Here is a 16,909-nt window from a genome sequence, read left to right as displayed (position 1 = left end):
TGCATTTGTGAAAGTTTGGCAATGGCCAATTAACGCACGGCATCTCCGCGTGAAATGTCGCGGAGTCACCTTTCTCCCAGAACCGGTCGGCAGGAAGGAACCGCCGTGCGCATCCCCCGCCCGATTGTCTCCGCACTTCTGCTGTCAGCCCTGGTGGGCTGCGGCTCCACCGCCACACCCGCCGGCGGAACCGACGAGATCAAGGTCGGGCTCCTCCACTCCCTCAGCGGCACGATGGCGATCAGCGAGGTCACCGTCCGCGACGCCGAACTGCTCGCGATCGAGGAGATCAACAAGGCCGGCGGCGTGCTCGGCAAGCAGCTCGTCCCCGTCGTGGAGGACGGCGCCTCGGACTGGCCCACCTTCGCCGAGAAGGCCACCAAGCTCATCAGGCAGGACAAGGTCGCCACCGTCTTCGGCGGCTGGACGTCGGCCAGCAGGAAGGCGATGCTGCCGGTCTTCGAACGCTACAAGGCGCTGCTGTGGTATCCGGTGCAGTACGAGGGGCTGGAGAGCTCGCCGTACATCTTCTACACCGGCGCCACCACCAACCAGCAGATCATCCCCGGCCTGGACTACCTGAAGGAGCAGGGCAAGAAGAAGGTCTTCCTGGTCGGGAGCGACTACGTCTTCCCGCGCACCGCGAACAAGATCATCAAGGCGTACGCGGCGGCGAACGGGATGGAGGTCCTCGGCGAGGAGTACACCCCGCTCGGCCACACCGAATACTCCACCTTGGTCAACAAGGTCATGCAGGCCAAGCCGGACGCCGTGTTCAACACCCTCAACGGCGACAGCAACGTGGCCTTCTTCAAGCAGCTCAAGAGCGCGGGCGCCACGGCGGAGAGCATGCCGGTGTTGTCGGTGAGCGTCGCCGAGGAAGAGGTCACCGGCATCGGCGTGGACAACATCGCCGGCCAGCCGGTCGCCTGGAACTACTACCAGACCACCGACACGCCCGCCAACGACGCCTTCGTCAAGGCGTACAAGGCCAAGTACGGCCAGAACAAGGTCACCAGCGACCCCATGGAGGCCGGCTACAACGCCGTCTACCTGTGGGCAGAGGCGGCCAAGAAGGCGGGCTCCACCGAGGTCGAGGCGGTCAGGAAGGCCGCGCCGGGCATCGCGCTCGAACGTCCGGAAGGGCTGGTCACCATCGACGGCGAGAACCAGCACATGTACAAGACCGCCCGCATCGGCATCATCCAGCCGGACGGCCTGATCAAGCAGGTCTGGGACTCCGGAAAGCCGATCAAGCCCGACCCGTACCTCAAGGGCTATCCGTGGGCCGCCGGCCTGGCGGGCACGTGATGGCGGCCTTCGTCAACCAGCTTCCGATCGGGTTGTCGATCGCGGCGGTGCTGCTCCTCATCGCGCTCGGCCTGACGTTCACGTTCGGTCAGATGGGCGTGATCAACATGGCGCACGGCGAGTTCATCATGGCGGGCGCGTACACCGCGTTCCTGCTGCAGGACCTCGTGCTGGCGCTGCCCGTGGCGTTCCTGGTCGCGGGCGTCATGGGGCTGATCCTGGAGCGGAGCGCCATCCGGCACTTCTACGGCAGGCCGCTGGACACGCTGCTGCTCACCTGGGGCGTGAGCCTGGTGCTGCAGCAGCTCGCCCGCGACCTGTTCGGCGCCCCCAACGTGCAGGTGCCCGCGCCGTCCTGGTTGTCGGGCGGGCTGGGCATCCTGCCGTACAACCGGCTGTTCATCATGGGGCTCGCGATCGCCGGCGTGGTCGGGGTCTGGGCCTATCTGAACAGGACCGCGCTCGGCCGCAGGACCCAGGCCGTGGTGCAGAACCGGCAGCTCGCCGCCACCAGCGGCATCGACACCGGCCGGGTGGACATGCTGACGTTCTTCATCGGGTCGGCGCTGGCGGGCGTGGCAGGGGTGGCGCTGACGCTCATCGGGCCGGTCGGGCCGGCGCTCGGGACGTACTACATAGTCGACGCGTTCCTGGTCGTCGTCGCGGGCGGCCTCGGGCAACTGCGCGGGGCCGTGCTGGCCGCGATCGGGCTCGGGCTGCTGAACTCCTACGCCGAGTTCTGGTCGGACGCCTCCCTCGCCAAGGTGATCGTGTTCGCGGTGCTCATCGCGTTCCTGCAGATACGCCCGCAGGGCATGTTCGTGCTCAGGTCGAGGGTGCTCACATGATCAGACGACATCTGCCCTTCGCCGCCGTGGCGGTGATCGCGCTGGTGGTGGCGCCGCTGCTGCTGGAGCCGTTCCGGCTGGGGCTGCTGGCCAAGTACCTCTGCTACGCCATCGTCGCGCTCGGGATCGGGCTGGCCTGGGGGAAGGGCGGCATGCTCGCGCTCGGCCAGGGCGTCTTCTTCGGCCTCGGCGGCTACTCCATGGCGATGTACCTCAAGCTCAACGAGGCCGGGGGCGGGCTGCCCGACTTCATGGTGTGGAGCGGGGTGGAGCGGCTGCCGGCGTTGTGGACGCCGTTCGCCAACCCGGTCTTCGCCGTGGGGACGGCGGTCGCGGGGCCCGTGGTGATCGCGCTGATCCTGGGCACGCTGGTCTTCCGCCAGCGGGTACGCGGCGCGTACTTCGCCATCCTGACCCAGGCCCTGGCGGCGGCCATGGTCATCCTGCTCGTCGGCCAGCAGGGCCTGACCGGCGGCACCAACGGCATGACGAACTTCTTCGAGCTGTTCGGCCAGGACCTCGCCGAGGACTCCACCCAGCGGGGGCTCTACCTCGTGGTGGCCTCCGTCCTGGGAGTGCTCTACCTGGCCACCCGGCAGCTCGTGCGCAGCCGCTACGGCCGGCTGCTGGTGGCCGTCAGGGACGGCGAGGACCGGGTGCGCTTCCTCGGCTACGACCCGGCCCTGGTCAAGACCGTCACCTTCGCCGCGTCGGCCGGCATGGCGGGGCTGGCGGGGGCGCTGTTCGTGCCGGTCGTCGGCATCATCTCGCCCGCGCTGCTCGGTGTCGTGCCGTCGCTGGAGCTGGTCGTCGCGGTGGCCGTCGGCGGACGGCACGTGCTGGCCGGGGCCGTGCTCGGCGCGGTCGTCATGGGCTACGCCAAGACGGCGTTCAGCGAGCAGTTCGCCGACGGCTGGCTCTATCTGCAGGGCGCGCTGTTCATCCTGGTCATGACGCTCGCCCCGAAGGGCATCGCCGGGCTGGCGCAGGGCGTCGCGGGGAGGTGGCGCAGTGCTCGACCTTCATGACGTCCACGTGGTGTTCGACGGCTTCCGCGCGCTGGACGGCGTCGACCTGACGGTGCCCGAAGGGGAGCTGCGCTTCCTGATCGGCCCCAACGGCGCGGGCAAGACCACGCTGATCGACGTGATCACCGGCCTGACGAAGCCTTCGGCGGGCAGCGTGCGGTTCTGCGGCCAGGACCTGGTGGGCCGGAAGGAGCACCAGATCGTCCGGATGGGCGTCGGCCGCACGTTCCAGACGTCGGTCGTGTTCGAGGAGCTGACCGTCGTCGAGAACCTCGACCTGGCGGCCAGCTTCCGCAAGCCGCTGTGGTCGCTCGCCAGGCGGCGCAAGGGGGTCTCGGAGGCCGTCGAGGAGGCCCTGGCCAGGACGGGGCTCGAAGAGCTCGCCGAGCGTCCGGCCGGCGTTCTCTCTCATGGCCAGCGTCAGTGGCTGGAGATCGGCATGCTGCTGGCGCAGCGTCCCCAGCTGCTCCTGCTGGACGAGCCCGTGGCCGGCATGTCCAAGGACGAGCGGGAGCGTACGGGGCGGCTGCTCACCGAGATCGCCGACGACCACACGGTGATCGTGGTGGAGCACGACATGGAGTTCCTGCGGCGCCACGCCTCGAAGGTGACGGTGCTGCACGAGGGCAAGGTGCTCGTGGAGGGGTCGGTCGGCCAGGTCAGCGCCGATCCGCGGGTGCAGGAGGTCTATCTGGGGAGGAGGCCCAGCGATGTTGTCAGTGAGCGGCCTTGAGTCGGGATACGGGCGGGCGCGCGTCCTGTTCGACGTCTCGCTGGAGGTCGGCCCCGGCCGGCTCGTCTGCGTCATGGGGCGCAACGGGGTGGGCAAGACCACGCTGCTCAACACCGTCATGGGCGTGCTGCCCGCGACGGCGGGCACGGTGACGTTCGACGGCCGCGACGTCACCCGGCTGAAGCCGCACGAGCGGGTGCGGCTCGGCATGGGCTACGTCCCCCAGGGGCATCAGTGTTTCCCCCAGCTCTCGGTCCTGGGCAACCTGCTCGTCACCGCCGAGGCGGCCAAGCAGCCCAAGGAGGCCGTCGAGGAGGCGCTGGAGATCTTCCCCGCGCTGCGGTCGCTGCTCAAGCGCAGCGCCGGGCACCTGTCCGGCGGCCAGCAGCAGCAGCTCGCCATGGCCCGCGCCCTGGTCACCCGGCCCAGGATGCTCATCCTCGACGAGCCGACCGAGGGCATCCAGCCGTCGATCATCATCGAGATCGAGGCGGCCATCGAGCGGCTGCACGCCTCGGGGCTGGCCGTGCTGCTCGTGGAGCAGTATCTGGACATCGCGCTGCGGCTGGCCGACACGTTCGTCATCCTCGACGGCGGGCACGTGGTGCGCACCGGAGCCGCCGACGACCTGCACCGAGAGGACGTGCGCCGCCTGCTCGCCGTCTGAGCCCCGAGTTCTGTGCGCGTCGGCGCCCGTCAAGCCTGGGCGAGCAGGGCGCGGGCGTTGGCGGCGCCCTGGCGGTCGCCGGTGCGCTCGAAGACCTCCAGCGCCGCCCCGGCCAGCTCGCGGGCCCGGCCGGTGGCGCCCTCCGCCCGGTTCACCCTGGCCAGGACCAGCAGGGCCTGCGCGTCCAGCAGCCGGTCACCGAGGCGGACGGCGATGCCCCTGGCGTGCTCGGCGGCGGCCCTGGCGTCGGTCTTGGCCGCCTGCGCCAGGCGGACGGCGGCCAGTTCGAGCAGCGTGTCGGCCTGGCGGTGCCGGTCGCCCAGGTCGGCGAGATGCCCGATGGCCGCCCGCAACCGCTCCGCGGCCTCGTCGAGGCGGCCGGCGCGGCGCAGGACGGCGCCGAGCACCCGCTCGGCGTCGGCGGCGTCACGCTGGTTGTCCGCCCCTGCCAGGCAGGTCAGCAGATCCTGCTCGGCCTCCGCGAGGCGTCCGTGCTCCAGGTGCACGCGGCCGAGCCGGCGCCTGGTGCGGTTGACGTCGCGGACGCGGCCCTGGCGCAGGAACATGTCGAGCGCGAGCCGCAACCGCTCGTGCGCCAGGTCCCACTCGCGCTCGGCCAGGTGCAGGTCGCCCTGGTCGAGCAGGACGAGCGCGTGGCCCCGGTCGTCGGCCGCCCGCCGTGCGGCGGCCAGCGCCAGCCCGGTCACGGCCCGCCAGTCGTCCAGGAACCGGTGGCGTTCGAGGAAGGGGGAGAGCAGGTGCCCGAGCTGCCAGCACTCGTCGTCGAGCCCCGCCACGCGCAGGTCGGCGACCAGGCTGACGAGGAACGCGCGCTCGGCCGCCAGCCACTCCACGGACTCCTTGATGTCCCTGGTCGCCACCGCCGTGGCCGGATCGCCCGACACCAGCGAGAACCGCGAGGTCCGCACCCTGGCCAGCACCACCGCCGCCAGCCTGGCCAGTATGCCCGGCACCGGCTGCTCGCGGGCGAAGAGCCGGGTCAGGTCGTGCATCCGGTAGCGGACCTGGCCCGCCACGTCGACGCCGTACGTCTCCAGCAGGCCCGCGTCGACCAGCGCCTCGGCCTGCCCGCCGAGCTGCTCGGTCGCCCAGTCGGCGAAGTCGGGCGCGGACAGCGCGCCGAGCCCGCGCAGCGTCTGCCGGGCCGGCTCGGGCAGGCCGTCGAAGCCGATCGCGAACACGCTGCGCACGGCCTGGTCGCCCGCGTGCAGGCCGTCGAGCCGGGCATGCTCGTCCTCCAGCAGCCGCACCAGGTAGCCGGCCGTCCACTCCGGCCTGGTCGCCAGCCGGGAGCCGGCGATGCGCAGCGCGATCGGCAGGCCGCCGCAGAAATGCGCCAGCCGGCGCAGCGCGTCGTCCGCCGCGCGGCCCGCGCTCGCGACGAGCAGGTCGAGGGCCTCGTCCTCGTCGAGCACGCCGACCGGCAGCCGCCGCGCCCCCGTCAGGCCGCCGAGCGAGGAGCGGCTCGTCACGATGGTCGGGCAGGACGTCAGCAGCGGCCGCACCTGCGCCTCGCCCAGCGCGTTGTCCAGCAGCACCAGCAGACTGCGGTTGGCGGTGTAGGCGCGGAACAGCCGCTCGCGCTGCTCCAGCGAGGGCGGGATCGCCTGGGCCGGGCAGCCCAGCCAGCGCAGGAAGTCTTCGAGCACCGCCGAGGGCGCGGTCGTCTCGCGCAGATCGGCGTAGAGGATGCCGTCGGTGAAGCTCGCACGCGCCCGCCAGGCCGCGTGCACGGCCAGCGCCGACTTGCCCGCCCCCGCCTGGCCGTAGACCACGACCTGGCCGCCGACCACCTGGTCGAGCAGCTCGGCGCGGCCGGTGAAGCCGGTCACGTCGGGCGGCAGCAGCACCGGCGGGCCCGCCGAGACGTGCAGCGACATGTCGTCGTGCAGCATGCGGTGGTAGAGGAGCTGCAGCTCGGGGTCGGGCTCGATCGCGTGGCCGCCGTCGAGCTGGTCGCGCAGCACCGCGTACGCGGCCAGCGCGTCCACCCGGCGTCCGCTGCGGTAGAGGGCCAGCATGTACTGGCCGCGGAAGCGCTGCCACATCGGATGCCGCTTGGTGAGCTGCCGCAGCTCGGCCAGCAGCTCGCGGTGGCGTCCCGTGTCGAGGTCGGCCTGCACCCGGCGCTCCAGGGCCAGCAGCCGCAGCTCCTCCAGCTCCTCGCGCAGCCGCCGCGTCTCCATCCAGCGCTCGCCCTCGGGGTCCATGTCCTCCAGGACCTCGCCCCGCCACAGGCTCAGCGCCTCCTCGTAGGCCCCCTTGTCCACCAGCCGCCGGAACCGGTCCACGTCGAGCTGGTCGTCGCCGATCGCCAGCACGTACGACCCGGACACGGTGTTGATCACGTCGTCGCCCAAGAGGCGGCGGAGCTGGCCGATGTAGCCGCGTACCAGGGAGTCGGAGCGGTCACCGTCCTCGCGCGGCCAGAGCAGCCGCCGCAGGCGCTCGACGGTGAGGGGGCGGCCGGCGTTCAGCAGGAACATCGCCAGCAGATCGCGGTGCTTGGGCGTGGTGGGGGTGCGATCCTGGCCGCCGTCCCGCACCTCCAGCGGCCCCATGATGCGAAATTCCACGCGACCTTCCTTCGGAGGAGGAGACGCCGATCAGGATGGCACACTCGCGAGCCCGGGACGTCAGGGGGCGCTGCCCGCCCAGACCTGGGCGGAGCGCACGATCTCCTCCAGCCGGCCGCTGTGCGCGCCGTGCCAGTAGACCTGCCCGCAGTCCTGGCACCGGCCGTAGGCGTCGTAGGTGCGCCGGGTGCCCGCCTGCAGCACCTGCGCCACCTCGTCCTTCCCGACGGGCGCGAGCTCGCCGTTGCAGGCCGTGCAGCGCGTCCAGGGGCGCAGCGGCGGCGAGAACCGCTCCAGGAGGTCGCGGAGCTGGTCGGCCGGTTGGGAGCCGCGCACGTACGCCCCCAGCCACAACGCGCGGCGGCGCAGCAGGCCGCGGTCCTGGGTGAGCAGCACCCGGTGCTCCGCGTTGGCCTGCGCCACCAGCGCGGGGTCGTCCATGTCGTTGTGGTAGGCGGTGTCGACGCCGAGCAGCCGCATCCGGCGCGCCAGCGTGCCGAGGTGCACGTCCAGCAGGAAGCACGGCCGGGCCGGCAGTTGTTGCGGCCGGGGGATCGCATGGACCTCGACGACGTCGCCGGGCGCCAGCAGGTAGGACGGCGGCACGCCGCGGCCCCCGGCGATCATCGGGCCGACCTCCGTCAGCGGCATGCCCAGCGACTCGACGTGATGGCCCAGCGTCGAGGTGGCGTCGGGGATCACCTCCTGCCACTCCTGGCGGCGGCTCGCGGGCAGGAACATCCTCAGCTCTGGGGCTATGCGCAGGCGTGCGGTCACGAACTCCATTCTGTGGCACCGGATACCGTGGACTCATGCCGATATCCCGCCGTGCCTTCCTCGGCCTCGCCGCGCTGGCGGGCGGATGTTCGGCCACGGGCGGCGGAGCGCCGGAGTTGCGGCTGGCGACCGGGCTGGCCGGCGGTCCTTATGGACAGCTCGGTGACCGGCTCGCGGAGGAGCTGAGGAGCGAGGGGCTCGGCGTGCGGGTGTTGCGCACGGCGGCCAGCGTCCAGAACCTCGCCATGATGGCCGACGGGCGGGCCGACACCGGGTTCGCGCTGGCCGACAGCGCCGACGACGCCGTACGCGTGCGCCACCAGCCGGTGTCGGCGCTGGCCAGGATGTACATGAACTACGTGCACCTGGTCGTCGCCGGGGACTCGCCCATCACCGCGGTCTCCGAGCTGGCCGGGCGGGCCGTGTCCATCGGCGTGCAGGGCTCGGGCACGGCGGTGACCGCCACCCGCGTGCTGGCCGCCGCGGCGCCGGCACGGCCGCCCGAGATCGTCCGGCTGGAGCTGGACGAGTCGATCACGGCGCTGCGCGCGGGCCGGATCGAGGCGTTCTTCTGGTCGGGCGGTGTGCCCACGCCCGCTCTGGCGGCGCTCGACGGCATCCGGCTCGTGCCCCTGGAGGCGCTGGTGCCGGTGCTCCGGCGCGAGTTCGGGCCGATGTACGAGCACGCGTCCGTGCCCGCGGGCGCGTACGGCGCCACCAGGCCCGTGCCGACCCTGGGCACGCCGAGCTACCTGATGTGCCGGACCTCGCTCTCGGAGGATCTGGCGTACACGATCACCGGAACGCTCTTCAACGCCCGCGATCGCCTCCAGGCCCCGTCGGCGCCCGGCGGGCGGCTCGACAAGCGCTACGCCATCGGCACCGGCGTCGTGCCGCTGCACCCCGGCGCCATGCGCTACTACCGGTCGGTCTACGGCTGATCACGCCTCGCTCGTGGTCCGTGTCCGGCTGGTCGCTTTCACTGCCGTTCCGTGTCCGGCTGATCTCTTTCGCTACCGTTCCGTGTCCGGCTGGTCGAGCCCTACCTCGACCACCAGCCCGTGCGGGTCGGCGGGCAGCAGGCGCAGCGTGGCCCCGCAGCCCTTGGCCAGCTCGGCGGCGATGGCCAGGCCCAGCCCGCTGCCGGGCACGTTGGCGTGCGCGCCCGAGCGCCAGAAGCGCCCCAGCGCCTCCGCGCGCTCCTCCTCGCTCAGCCCAGGGCCGTCGTCGGCCACCCGCAACACCCCGTCCGCCAGGGTGACCGTCACCGTGCCGCCCTCGGGCACGAACTTCTGGGCGTTGTCGAGGGCGATGTCCGCGATCCTGGCCGCCCCCTCCGGCACTTCCGACATTTCCGGAATATCGATCAGCAGGCCGATCCCCTTCGCCGCGTACACCTCCCGCCACGGCCCCAGCCGGGGCGCCAGCTCGACGACCTTGCCCGCCACGCCCGCGCCCGCCTCCACCTTGGCCAGCGCCAGCAGATCCGCCACCAGCAGGGCCAGCCGGTCCAGCTCCGCCATCGCCTCCTCGAACTCGGCCGTCCCCTCGGCGCGCAGGTGCGGCTCCAGGTTCTCCAGCCGCAGCCCCAGCACGGTGAGCGGCGTGCGCAGCTCGTGCGAGGCGTCCGCCACGAACGCCCGCTGCCGCTCCATCGCGGCGGAGACCGCGTCGGCCATCGCGTTGAAGCGCTCCTCCAGCCGCCGCAGCTCGGACGGGCCCGTCCCCGGATGCGCCCGCGCGTCCATCCGGCCCTGCGCGATGGCCCGCGTCGTGCGGTCGAGCTCGGTGACCGGGCGCAGGATCCAGTGGGCCAGCCGTCTGGCGGCCAGCGCCGAGTAGGCCAGGGCGATCATCGCGCCCAGCGCCAGCGCGCCCCACACCAGCGACACGTCCCGCCGCGCCTGCCCGGTGGGCGCCTCCAGCAGCACCACGCCCGACAGTTGCGCGTCCCGGCCGGCCGGCTCGGCCAGCAACACCGTGGCCGGGCCGAACGGGCTGACCGTGGGCAGGTCCTCGGTCGTGCGGCCGGCCAGCGCCAGGCGCAGCGCGTTCCGGTCGTCGGCCGCGAACCGGCCCGCCGCGACGCGGATCGAGCCGTCACGGTCGCGGACGCGGACGGCGGCGCCGTACAGGTCGGCGTAACGGGTGACCTCGGCGATCAGCGCGGCGTGGTCGCCGTCGCGGGCCGCCTGGTCGGCCAGCTCCGCGAAGCGGGTGGCGTCGGCCCGGCGATCGAGGAGCAGGCGGTTGGTCCGGTGGGAGGCGTAGGCCAGGCCGAGCGGCCCGGCCAGCGCCGCGATGAGGAAGACGATCAAAGTGGTGAACGTGATCACCAGGCGCGCGTTCACGCCGTCGAACCCAGCCGGTAACCGGTGCCGCGCAACGTCTCCACCAGCCCGGGGCGCCCGGTCTTGGCGCGCAGCCCGGCCACGTGCACGTCGAGCGAGCGGGACGCCGACAGCAGCGGGTCCCCCCAGACCTCGTCGAGGATCTCCTCCCGGCCGCGCACCACGCCCGGCTCGCGGGCCAGCAGCGCCAGCACGTCGAACTCGCGCCGCGTCAGCGTCACCGGCTCCCCGGCCACCGTGACCTGCCTGGCGGCCAGGTCGATGCGTACGTCGCCCACGCTCACCACATGGTCGCGCGCGGGCCGCGGCCTGGTGCCCCGGCGGACCACCGCCTCCATGCGGGCCATCAGCTCCACCGTGCGAAACGGCTTGACCAGGTAGTCATCGGCCCCGGAACGCAGCCCGCGCAGCACCTCGCGCTCCTCCGTACGGGCCGTCACGACGATGAGCGGCACCGCCGACACCCGGCGCAGGCGGCGCAGCACCTCCAGTCCGTCCATGTCGGGCAGACCCAGATCGAGCAGGACGAAGTCGGCGCCCCCCGCCAGGCGGAGGGCGTCGACGGCCAGCCCCGCCCGGGTGACCTGGTGGCCGTGGCGGGCGAGGGCCGTGGTCAGCGCGGACGCGAGCCGATCGTCGTCCTCGACCAGGAGAACGCGCATATCCCCAGGTTATGCGCGCTGCGGCAGCGGTTCCCCCGCGGCGCGCTCCGTCCGCGACAGCGCGCTGTCCCTGGTCTCGCGCATGGTGAGGTAGACGATGAGCGAGACCGCGGCGCAGCCGGAGACGTACCAGAAGAAGCCGGACTCGATGCCGCGGTCCTTGAACCACAACGCCACGTACTCGGCGGTGCCGCCGAACAGGGCGTTCGCGATCGCGTACGGGAGCGCCACGCCGAGCGCGCGCACGTGCGTCGGGAACAACTCGGCCTTCACCACCGCGTTGATCGAGGTGTAGCCGGTGACGATGACCAGCCCGATCAGCGAGAGCACCAGCGCGCCGCCGAAGCCGCTCGCCCCGCCGAGCGCCGTCATCAGCGGCACCGTCCCCAGCATCGAGCCGATGCCGAACGTGATCAGCAGCGGCCTGCGCCCGATCCGGTCCGACAGGGCCCCGGCCAGCGGTTGCAGCAGCATGAACAGGAACAGCGCGCAGAAGCTGACCAGCGTGGCCGTCGACTTCTCCAGGCCGGCCGTGTTCGACAGGTATTTGGTGAGGTAGGTGGTGTAGGTGTAGTACGCCACCGTGCCGCCCATGGTCAGGGCGATGACCAGCAGCGCTTCCTTCTTGTGCACCAGGAGCTCCGCGATCGTGCCCTTGCCCTCGTGCTGCTCCTCCTCGCCGTACGCCTCCGTCTCCAGGAGGCTGCGGCGCAGGTAGAACACCACGGCCGCGGCCAGGGCGCCGACCACGAACGGGATGCGCCAGCCGTAGGAGTGGAGGGCCTCGGTGGACATCGTGTTCTGCAGGATGATCTGCAGGCCGAGGCCGACGAGCTGGCCGGCGGTCATGGAGACGTACTGGAAGCTGGAGGCGAAGCCGCGGCGGCCGCGCGGGGTGGCCTCGGTGAGGTAGGTGGCGCTGGCGGCGTACTCGCCGCCGACCGAGATGCCCTGCAACAGGCGCGCCACCACGAGCACCGCGGCGCCGAAATAGCCGACCAACTCGTACGTCGGCGCGATCGCGATCAGCAGGGCGCTGGCTGACATCAGCGTGACGGTGAGCGTGAGCGCGGCCTTGCGGCCCTTCCTGTCGGCGTAGCGGCCGAGCAGCCAGCCGCCGAGCGGGCGCATGAAGAAGCCGACGGCGAAGATGGCCGCGGTGTTGAGCAACTTCGCCGTGTCGTTGCCCTCAGGGAAGAAGGACGCGGCGAAATAGACGGCGAAGCTGCTGTAGACGAACCAGTCGTACCACTCGACCATATTGCCGACAGAACCGCCGACCACGGCCTTCCACGGCACACGTGCCTTGCTCACGTCAGACCTCCTGGGGGGAATAGTTGCAGGCCAGAGCCTTACCCCAGAAGAATGTTCGGACAAGGGGGGAGGGGTCAGATCTAACGTCCGCTTAACATGAGGTCTTACTCGGGCGTAACCTCACCGCAACGCGGGACGGGCATTCTTCGCCCGCTCCAGCGCCAGGACGTCCCACCACTCGCCGACCGCCGGGGAGACGGCGTCGCGCACGGGATCCTTCTCGCCGTCGGTGCCGCGCCGGCAGCGGCCACCGGAGACGCCGGGCCGGGCGATCCACAGGTAGGCGTCGGCCAGCTCCTCACCCGTGTCGGTCGTCGGCCGGTCGCCGACGCCCCTGCCGGGCGGGTTGCACCAGGGCTGCGGGTCCGGCCACTTCTTGGTCCCGGCCCAGGCGCCCTGACCGTTCCTGCTGGTGTCGACGACGAAGTGCGGCATGGTCGCCGCGTCGACCTTCGCGTCGGACGGGCAGTCCTTCCGGCCCGTCCTGCGCTGGACGCTGACGCAGGCGGACAGCGCCTTGCCGTACGTGACGGCGTTGCGGGTGCGCTGGTAGCCGGTGGCGTTGACGAAGAACCCGTCGGCCTCGTCCACCCCCGCCGCGATCAGGCGCTCGGCCGTGATCTCGTTGCCCGGCCAGTAGTCCTGGCCGCCGTCGAGGTAGACCGCCGTGTTCGGGGCGGTCTTGAGCGACCGCACGGCCTGGCGCACGTCCCTGAGCCGCCCGTCCTGAGAGGTCGCCGTGTCGCAGTCCTTGGTGCTGGGGAGCAGACCGGACGGCTCCAGGATGATCACCGCCGGCGCGTCGCCGATCTCGCCCGCGATGCCCTTGACCCACTCCTGGTACGTCCGCATGTCCGGCGCTCCCGCCTGGGTGCAGTCGTTGGCCGGGAGGTAGTGGACCAGGAACACGGGCACGCCGCCTGCCTGCCGGGCCGCCGTGATCGTGGCGTTCACCTTGGACCTGACCTCGGGCTCGCCCAGGCGGACGGCGTAGGGGACGGCGGCCAGCTTGCGCATCAGGGCGGCGTCGGCGGCGCGGCCCTGTGCCTCCCACTGGACGGCCTGCTTGGTGGCGGCCGGTTCCTGCGCCGCGTAGAGGGGGACGTCGTCCTGGGCGCGCAGCGGGTTCTGACCGGGGGAGACCTGTTTCGTGGGGGTGCCGCTGGTCGCGACCGTCGTCGAGAAGTCCAACTGGGTGTCTTGGGTGCTCTGGATGTACCACACCAGCGCCGCTGCCACGCCCGCGACGGCCACGACCGCTACCGCGCCCGCCGCCAAAAGCCTCCTCCGGCCGTCCCCCGGCTCCTTCGGGCGGGCCTCTACCTGGTTCGAGTGGGCCTCTGCCTGCTTCGGGCTGGCTGTTGCCCGCTTCGGGCCGGCCGACGTCTGCTGCGGGGCGTCCTCCGCGGTGCTGCGCTGCTGCCGGTCGGGGAGGGGCGGCCGGTCTAAGACGAGGCCGGCGCCCGGCCCCGTCGCGCCCGCATCGGAAGAACCCGCCGGGGAAGGGCCGCCCGATGCGTCGGCGGAGGCCGGGGAGAGGTTGATGAGGGCGGTGGCGGTGCTGAGGCGGTCCATGAGGGCCTGGGCCGTGGGCCGGGCGGCCGGGCTCTTGGAGAGCGCGGCCACCACCAGCTCCCGCAACGACCCCGAGAGCCCCCGCAGGTCAGGAGGCTCGTTGACGATGCGCAGCAGGATCGTCGGCACCGAGCCCAACCCGAACGGCGCCTCACCTCCGGCGGCGAAGGCCACCGTGCAGCCCCAGGAGAAGATGTCCGAGGCGGGCCCGATGGTCGCCCCCGACACCTGCTCGGGCGACATGTACGACGGCGTCCCCACGATCGCGCTGCTCATCTCCGCGTCCATGAGCTGCGCGATGCCGAAGTCGATGACCTTGGGCCCCACCTGGGACAGCAGCACGTTGGACGGCTTGAGATCGCGATGCACCACCCCGGCCCCGTGAATGGCCCGCAACGCCATCGCCATCGAGGCGGCCAGCCCGTCCAGGGCCGAGCCCTTCAGCGGTCCGGACGCCTGGACGGCCTCGCCCAGGCTGGGCCCTTCGACGTATTCGGTGACCAGGTAGGCCACGTCCCCCTCGACGTCGGCGTCGAGGACGGGCGCGGTGCAGAACCTGGCGACCCGCTGGGCGGCGGCCACCTCACGGGCGAAGCGCCGCCTGAAGTCGGCGTTCGCGTCCATCCGGGCGTGGATCAGCTTGACCGCCACCCGCTGGCCGTCCGGGCCCGTACCCAGGTAGACGACGCCCATGCCGCCCTCGCCCAGCCGACCCAGGAGCGTGTACGGCCCCACCTGCCGCGGATCCCCGTCCCTCAACGCGTCCAAGGTCATAGACGATCAGACTAGCCTCAGCGGCGATGGGTGTTCCCTTTTTCACAGCGGCAGACCCCACTGGTTCCACACGTCGAAGGACTCGAACCCCATGGCCGCGTTGATGGCCAGCATGTGACCGTTGGAGGTGGCGTTCCAGGTGAGGATCCGCTCGATGTGCGGCTCCCGCTCCCGGAGCCAGAGCAGGTTGCTGAGCTTGAGCAGCAGGCCCAGCCGGTGCCCCCGGTGCTCCTTCAGCACCACCGTGTCCGCCTGGCGGGCCCAGCCGGAGGAGCGGTCGGCCGCGAGGTAGATCCGGGTGTAGCCGGCGGGCGCGCCGTCGGAGTCGCGGCGGGCGATCACGGTGTAGGCTGTCTGCCCGCCCTCGGGCATCGTCTCCTCGCGCTCGCGCAAGTGCTCGACGCTGAAGGCCATGTCCTCGATGTTCTCGCCGCGCGGGGCGTCGTTCATGCCGTTCATGAGCACGGCCAGGTCGGGCAGCGACTCGGCGCCGGCCGGGCCGATCCAGCGTTCGAGGCTGTAGCCGCCGGCCTGGGGGAGCAGGCGCTCCAGCGCCGCCCAGTCGGCCGTGCGGAGGTCCAGCGTGCTGCGGGCCTCCTCGATCGAGACCGTCATGCCGCGGGCGCGGGCGAAGCGGGCGCCGTTGCCGGTGGCGGGCGTCTCGGTGAGGAGCAGGGTCCTGCCGTGGGCGCGCATCCGCTCCAGCGCGTGCTCGAACAGCGCCGAGCCGAGCCCCCGGCCGCTGCTCAGCGGGCGTACCGCGAGGGGGAAGAGCCAGCCCATGTGGGTGTTGTCGAGCGTGGACAACGAGAGGCCGTAGCCGCCGGCGACCTGGCCGTCCTCGACCATCGCCCACACCTCGGCCCGTGCGCCTGGCCGGTCCCTGCAGATGTCGCGGCGGAAGCGGGCCGGCGGGATCGGCGGGCCTGGGTCGTCCGCGGCGTAGGAGCGAACGTAGGCGTCGTACAGATCCGTGATCAGGTCGCCTGGCTCGTCGAGGTCGATGGGCTGGATCGGCATGCGCTCAGCAAAGCGCACCCGATCCGGCCGGGGCGAACGATTTACCGGCGACAGCTCACTCTCCCACCGGCGGTCGCGCCCAACCTCTTACCAGCGGTGGCTCCCAACTTCTTACCTGCGGCGGTCCTCGACCTCTTATTACTGGCGGTAGTTCTCGACCTCGCCGGCCGGGCGCGCCGCGGCGGTGTCGGGGTCCTCGCCCGCGCCGCGTCTGGCCCGGCGCTGCCTGAGCAGGTCCCAGCACTGGTCGAGCGCCGCTTCCAGCTCTTTGACGCGGGCGCGCTCCTCGTCGGAGGCCACCTCTCCCGCGGTCAGCTTGTCGCGCAGTTCGTGCTCTTCGGTGACCAGAGCACTGATCCTGGTCAGAATTTCGTCGTCCCGCATGTCCAAGACACTAATCACTGCGTGATAGAACACGCCCTATGTCTGGTATCGCGCTGGTAAGGAAGCCCGGCCCCCGTATTTCGGAGGGCATCGTCACCCATATCGAGCGCGAACCCGTGGATTTCGGGCGGGCGCTGGCCCAGCACGACGCCTACGTGGCCGCGCTTTCCGCCGGCGGATGGCGACCCCGCCACCTCCCTGCGGCCGACGACCTGCCGGACGCGCAGTTCGTGGAGGACACGGTGGTCGTGTCGAAGCGGCTGGCCGTGCTGACCAGGCCAGGAGCGCCGGAGCGGCGGCCTGAGGTGAACTCCGTGGCGCAGGCCGTACGGGAGCTGGGGTTGCGGGCGGTCATGATCGCGCGGCCCGGCACGCTCGACGGGGGCGACGTGCTGCAGGTCGGCCACACCGTGTACGTGGGCAGGTCGGCCAGGACCAACGGCGAGGGGATCACGCAGCTCACCTCCCTCCTGCCGGACCGCCGGGTCGTGCCCGTGAACATGACGGGCGTTCTGCACCTGAAGTCGGCGGTGACCGCTCTGCCCGACGGGCGGCTCATCGGGGATCCCGCCCGGGTGGACCTGCCAGGATTGCTCGTGCCGCCGGAGGAGGCGGGGGCGCACGTGGTGCCGTTGGGCGGCGACCGGGTCCTGCTGGCCGCCTCAGCGCCCCAGACAGCCAAAATGCTCGACAAGCACGGATTTATCGTGACGCAGGTAGATATTTCGGAGTACGAGAAGCTGGAAGGCTGCGTCACCTGCCTCAGCGTCCTCATCCCCGACTAACGCTTCTCATGATGTGAGATACGGGACGGTGCATCCGGAGGCGTCTGGTAGCGTGCAAGACATGCTGCGCGGCCTCCTCCTTA

At 71.7% G+C, this 16,909-nt stretch carries 15 protein-coding genes; 7 read left to right on the top strand and 8 right to left on the bottom strand.

The annotated features are described in order from the left end of the window. The first annotated feature begins 105 nt into the window (after positions 1 to 105). From urtA to urtE, 5 genes are read left to right on the top strand one after another with little or no spacing between them, the layout of a single operon-like run. Positions 106 to 1,311 (top strand): urea ABC transporter substrate-binding protein, encoded by a 1,206-nt coding sequence (gene urtA, locus ACWD0F_RS27130; RefSeq protein WP_449880073.1) that lies wholly within the window; start codon positions 106 to 108, stop codon positions 1,309 to 1,311. Continuing rightward, positions 1,311 to 2,159 carry an urea ABC transporter permease subunit UrtB gene (gene urtB / locus ACWD0F_RS27125; RefSeq protein ID WP_449880382.1) on the top strand — a complete coding sequence of 283 codons (849 nt, stop codon included), beginning with the start codon at positions 1,311 to 1,313 and terminating at the stop codon, positions 2,157 to 2,159. Before urtA ends, urtB begins: the two co-directional genes overlap by 1 nt. Next, positions 2,156 to 3,187, top strand: a complete 1,032-nt coding sequence (gene urtC, locus ACWD0F_RS27120) for an urea ABC transporter permease subunit UrtC (protein ID WP_449880071.1) — start codon at positions 2,156 to 2,158, stop codon at positions 3,185 to 3,187. The genes urtB and urtC overlap by 4 nt, the downstream gene beginning before the upstream one ends. After that, the gene (gene urtD, locus ACWD0F_RS27115) at positions 3,171 to 3,920 is read left to right on the top strand and encodes an urea ABC transporter ATP-binding protein UrtD (protein WP_449880069.1); all 750 of its coding nucleotides are present in this window, start codon (positions 3,171 to 3,173) and stop codon (positions 3,918 to 3,920) included. The genes urtC and urtD overlap by 17 nt, the downstream gene beginning before the upstream one ends. After that, positions 3,898 to 4,587, top strand: coding sequence for an urea ABC transporter ATP-binding subunit UrtE (urtE, locus tag ACWD0F_RS27110; RefSeq protein ID WP_449880067.1), 690 nt, complete (start codon positions 3,898 to 3,900; stop codon positions 4,585 to 4,587). The genes urtD and urtE overlap by 23 nt, the downstream gene beginning before the upstream one ends. Positions 4,588 to 4,616: 29 nt before the next feature. On the opposite strand, the gene ACWD0F_RS27105 is transcribed toward urtE, so the two are convergent. Both ACWD0F_RS27105 and ACWD0F_RS27100 read right to left on the bottom strand, forming a co-directional pair. Then, positions 4,617 to 7,184, bottom strand: a complete 2,568-nt coding sequence (locus tag ACWD0F_RS27105; RefSeq protein WP_449880065.1) for a BTAD domain-containing putative transcriptional regulator — start codon at positions 7,182 to 7,184, stop codon at positions 4,617 to 4,619. 60 nt (positions 7,185 to 7,244) lie between these two features. Then, the gene (locus tag ACWD0F_RS27100) at positions 7,245 to 7,970 is read right to left on the bottom strand and encodes a Mut7-C RNAse domain-containing protein (protein WP_449880064.1); all 726 of its coding nucleotides are present in this window, start codon (positions 7,968 to 7,970) and stop codon (positions 7,245 to 7,247) included. A gap of 26 nt (positions 7,971 to 7,996) precedes the next feature. Here ACWD0F_RS27100 and ACWD0F_RS27095 point away from each other — a divergent pair, with 26 nt between their 5' ends. After that, positions 7,997 to 8,902 (top strand): TAXI family TRAP transporter solute-binding subunit, encoded by a 906-nt coding sequence (locus ACWD0F_RS27095; protein ID WP_449880062.1) that lies wholly within the window; start codon positions 7,997 to 7,999, stop codon positions 8,900 to 8,902. 72 nt (positions 8,903 to 8,974) lie between these two features. Here the strand turns inward: ACWD0F_RS27095 and ACWD0F_RS27090 are convergent, their stop codons facing one another. From ACWD0F_RS27090 to ACWD0F_RS27065, 6 genes are all read right to left on the bottom strand, one after another. Next, positions 8,975 to 10,312, bottom strand: coding sequence for an ATP-binding protein (locus tag ACWD0F_RS27090; RefSeq protein ID WP_449880060.1), 1,338 nt, complete (start codon positions 10,310 to 10,312; stop codon positions 8,975 to 8,977). Further along, complete coding sequence (locus tag ACWD0F_RS27085; protein ID WP_449880058.1) at positions 10,309 to 10,974, bottom strand: response regulator transcription factor; 666 nt, start codon at positions 10,972 to 10,974, stop codon at positions 10,309 to 10,311. Before ACWD0F_RS27085 ends, ACWD0F_RS27090 begins: the two co-directional genes overlap by 4 nt. A 9-nt stretch (positions 10,975 to 10,983) precedes the next feature. Further along, complete coding sequence (locus ACWD0F_RS27080) at positions 10,984 to 12,288, bottom strand: MFS transporter (protein ID WP_449880056.1); 1,305 nt, start codon at positions 12,286 to 12,288, stop codon at positions 10,984 to 10,986. A 120-nt stretch (positions 12,289 to 12,408) separates the two neighbouring features. After that, positions 12,409 to 14,637: a glycoside hydrolase family 6 protein gene (locus ACWD0F_RS27075; RefSeq protein WP_449880054.1), complete on the bottom strand. Its 2,229-nt coding sequence runs from the start codon at positions 14,635 to 14,637 to the stop codon at positions 12,409 to 12,411. A 42-nt stretch (positions 14,638 to 14,679) separates the two neighbouring features. Beyond that, entirely contained in the window at positions 14,680 to 15,657 is a 978-nt protein-coding gene (locus tag ACWD0F_RS27070; RefSeq protein WP_449880053.1) for a GNAT family N-acetyltransferase, read from the bottom strand. A 138-nt stretch (positions 15,658 to 15,795) separates the two neighbouring features. After that, positions 15,796 to 16,041 carry a DUF2630 family protein gene (locus ACWD0F_RS27065; protein WP_449880052.1) on the bottom strand — a complete coding sequence of 82 codons (246 nt, stop codon included), beginning with the start codon at positions 16,039 to 16,041 and terminating at the stop codon, positions 15,796 to 15,798. 38 nt (positions 16,042 to 16,079) lie between these two features. Between ACWD0F_RS27065 and ddaH the strand changes: the two genes are divergently transcribed. Then, on the top strand, positions 16,080 to 16,826 hold the full coding sequence (gene ddaH, locus ACWD0F_RS27060; protein WP_449880050.1) for a dimethylargininase: 747 nt from the start codon (positions 16,080 to 16,082) through the stop codon (positions 16,824 to 16,826). Positions 16,827 to 16,909 lie beyond the last annotated feature (83 nt).

The organism is Nonomuraea sp. NPDC002799 (assembly GCF_053592075.1).
The sequence above is the reverse complement of the archived record's forward strand: the minus strand, read 5'-3'. Positions and strand labels throughout refer to the sequence as shown.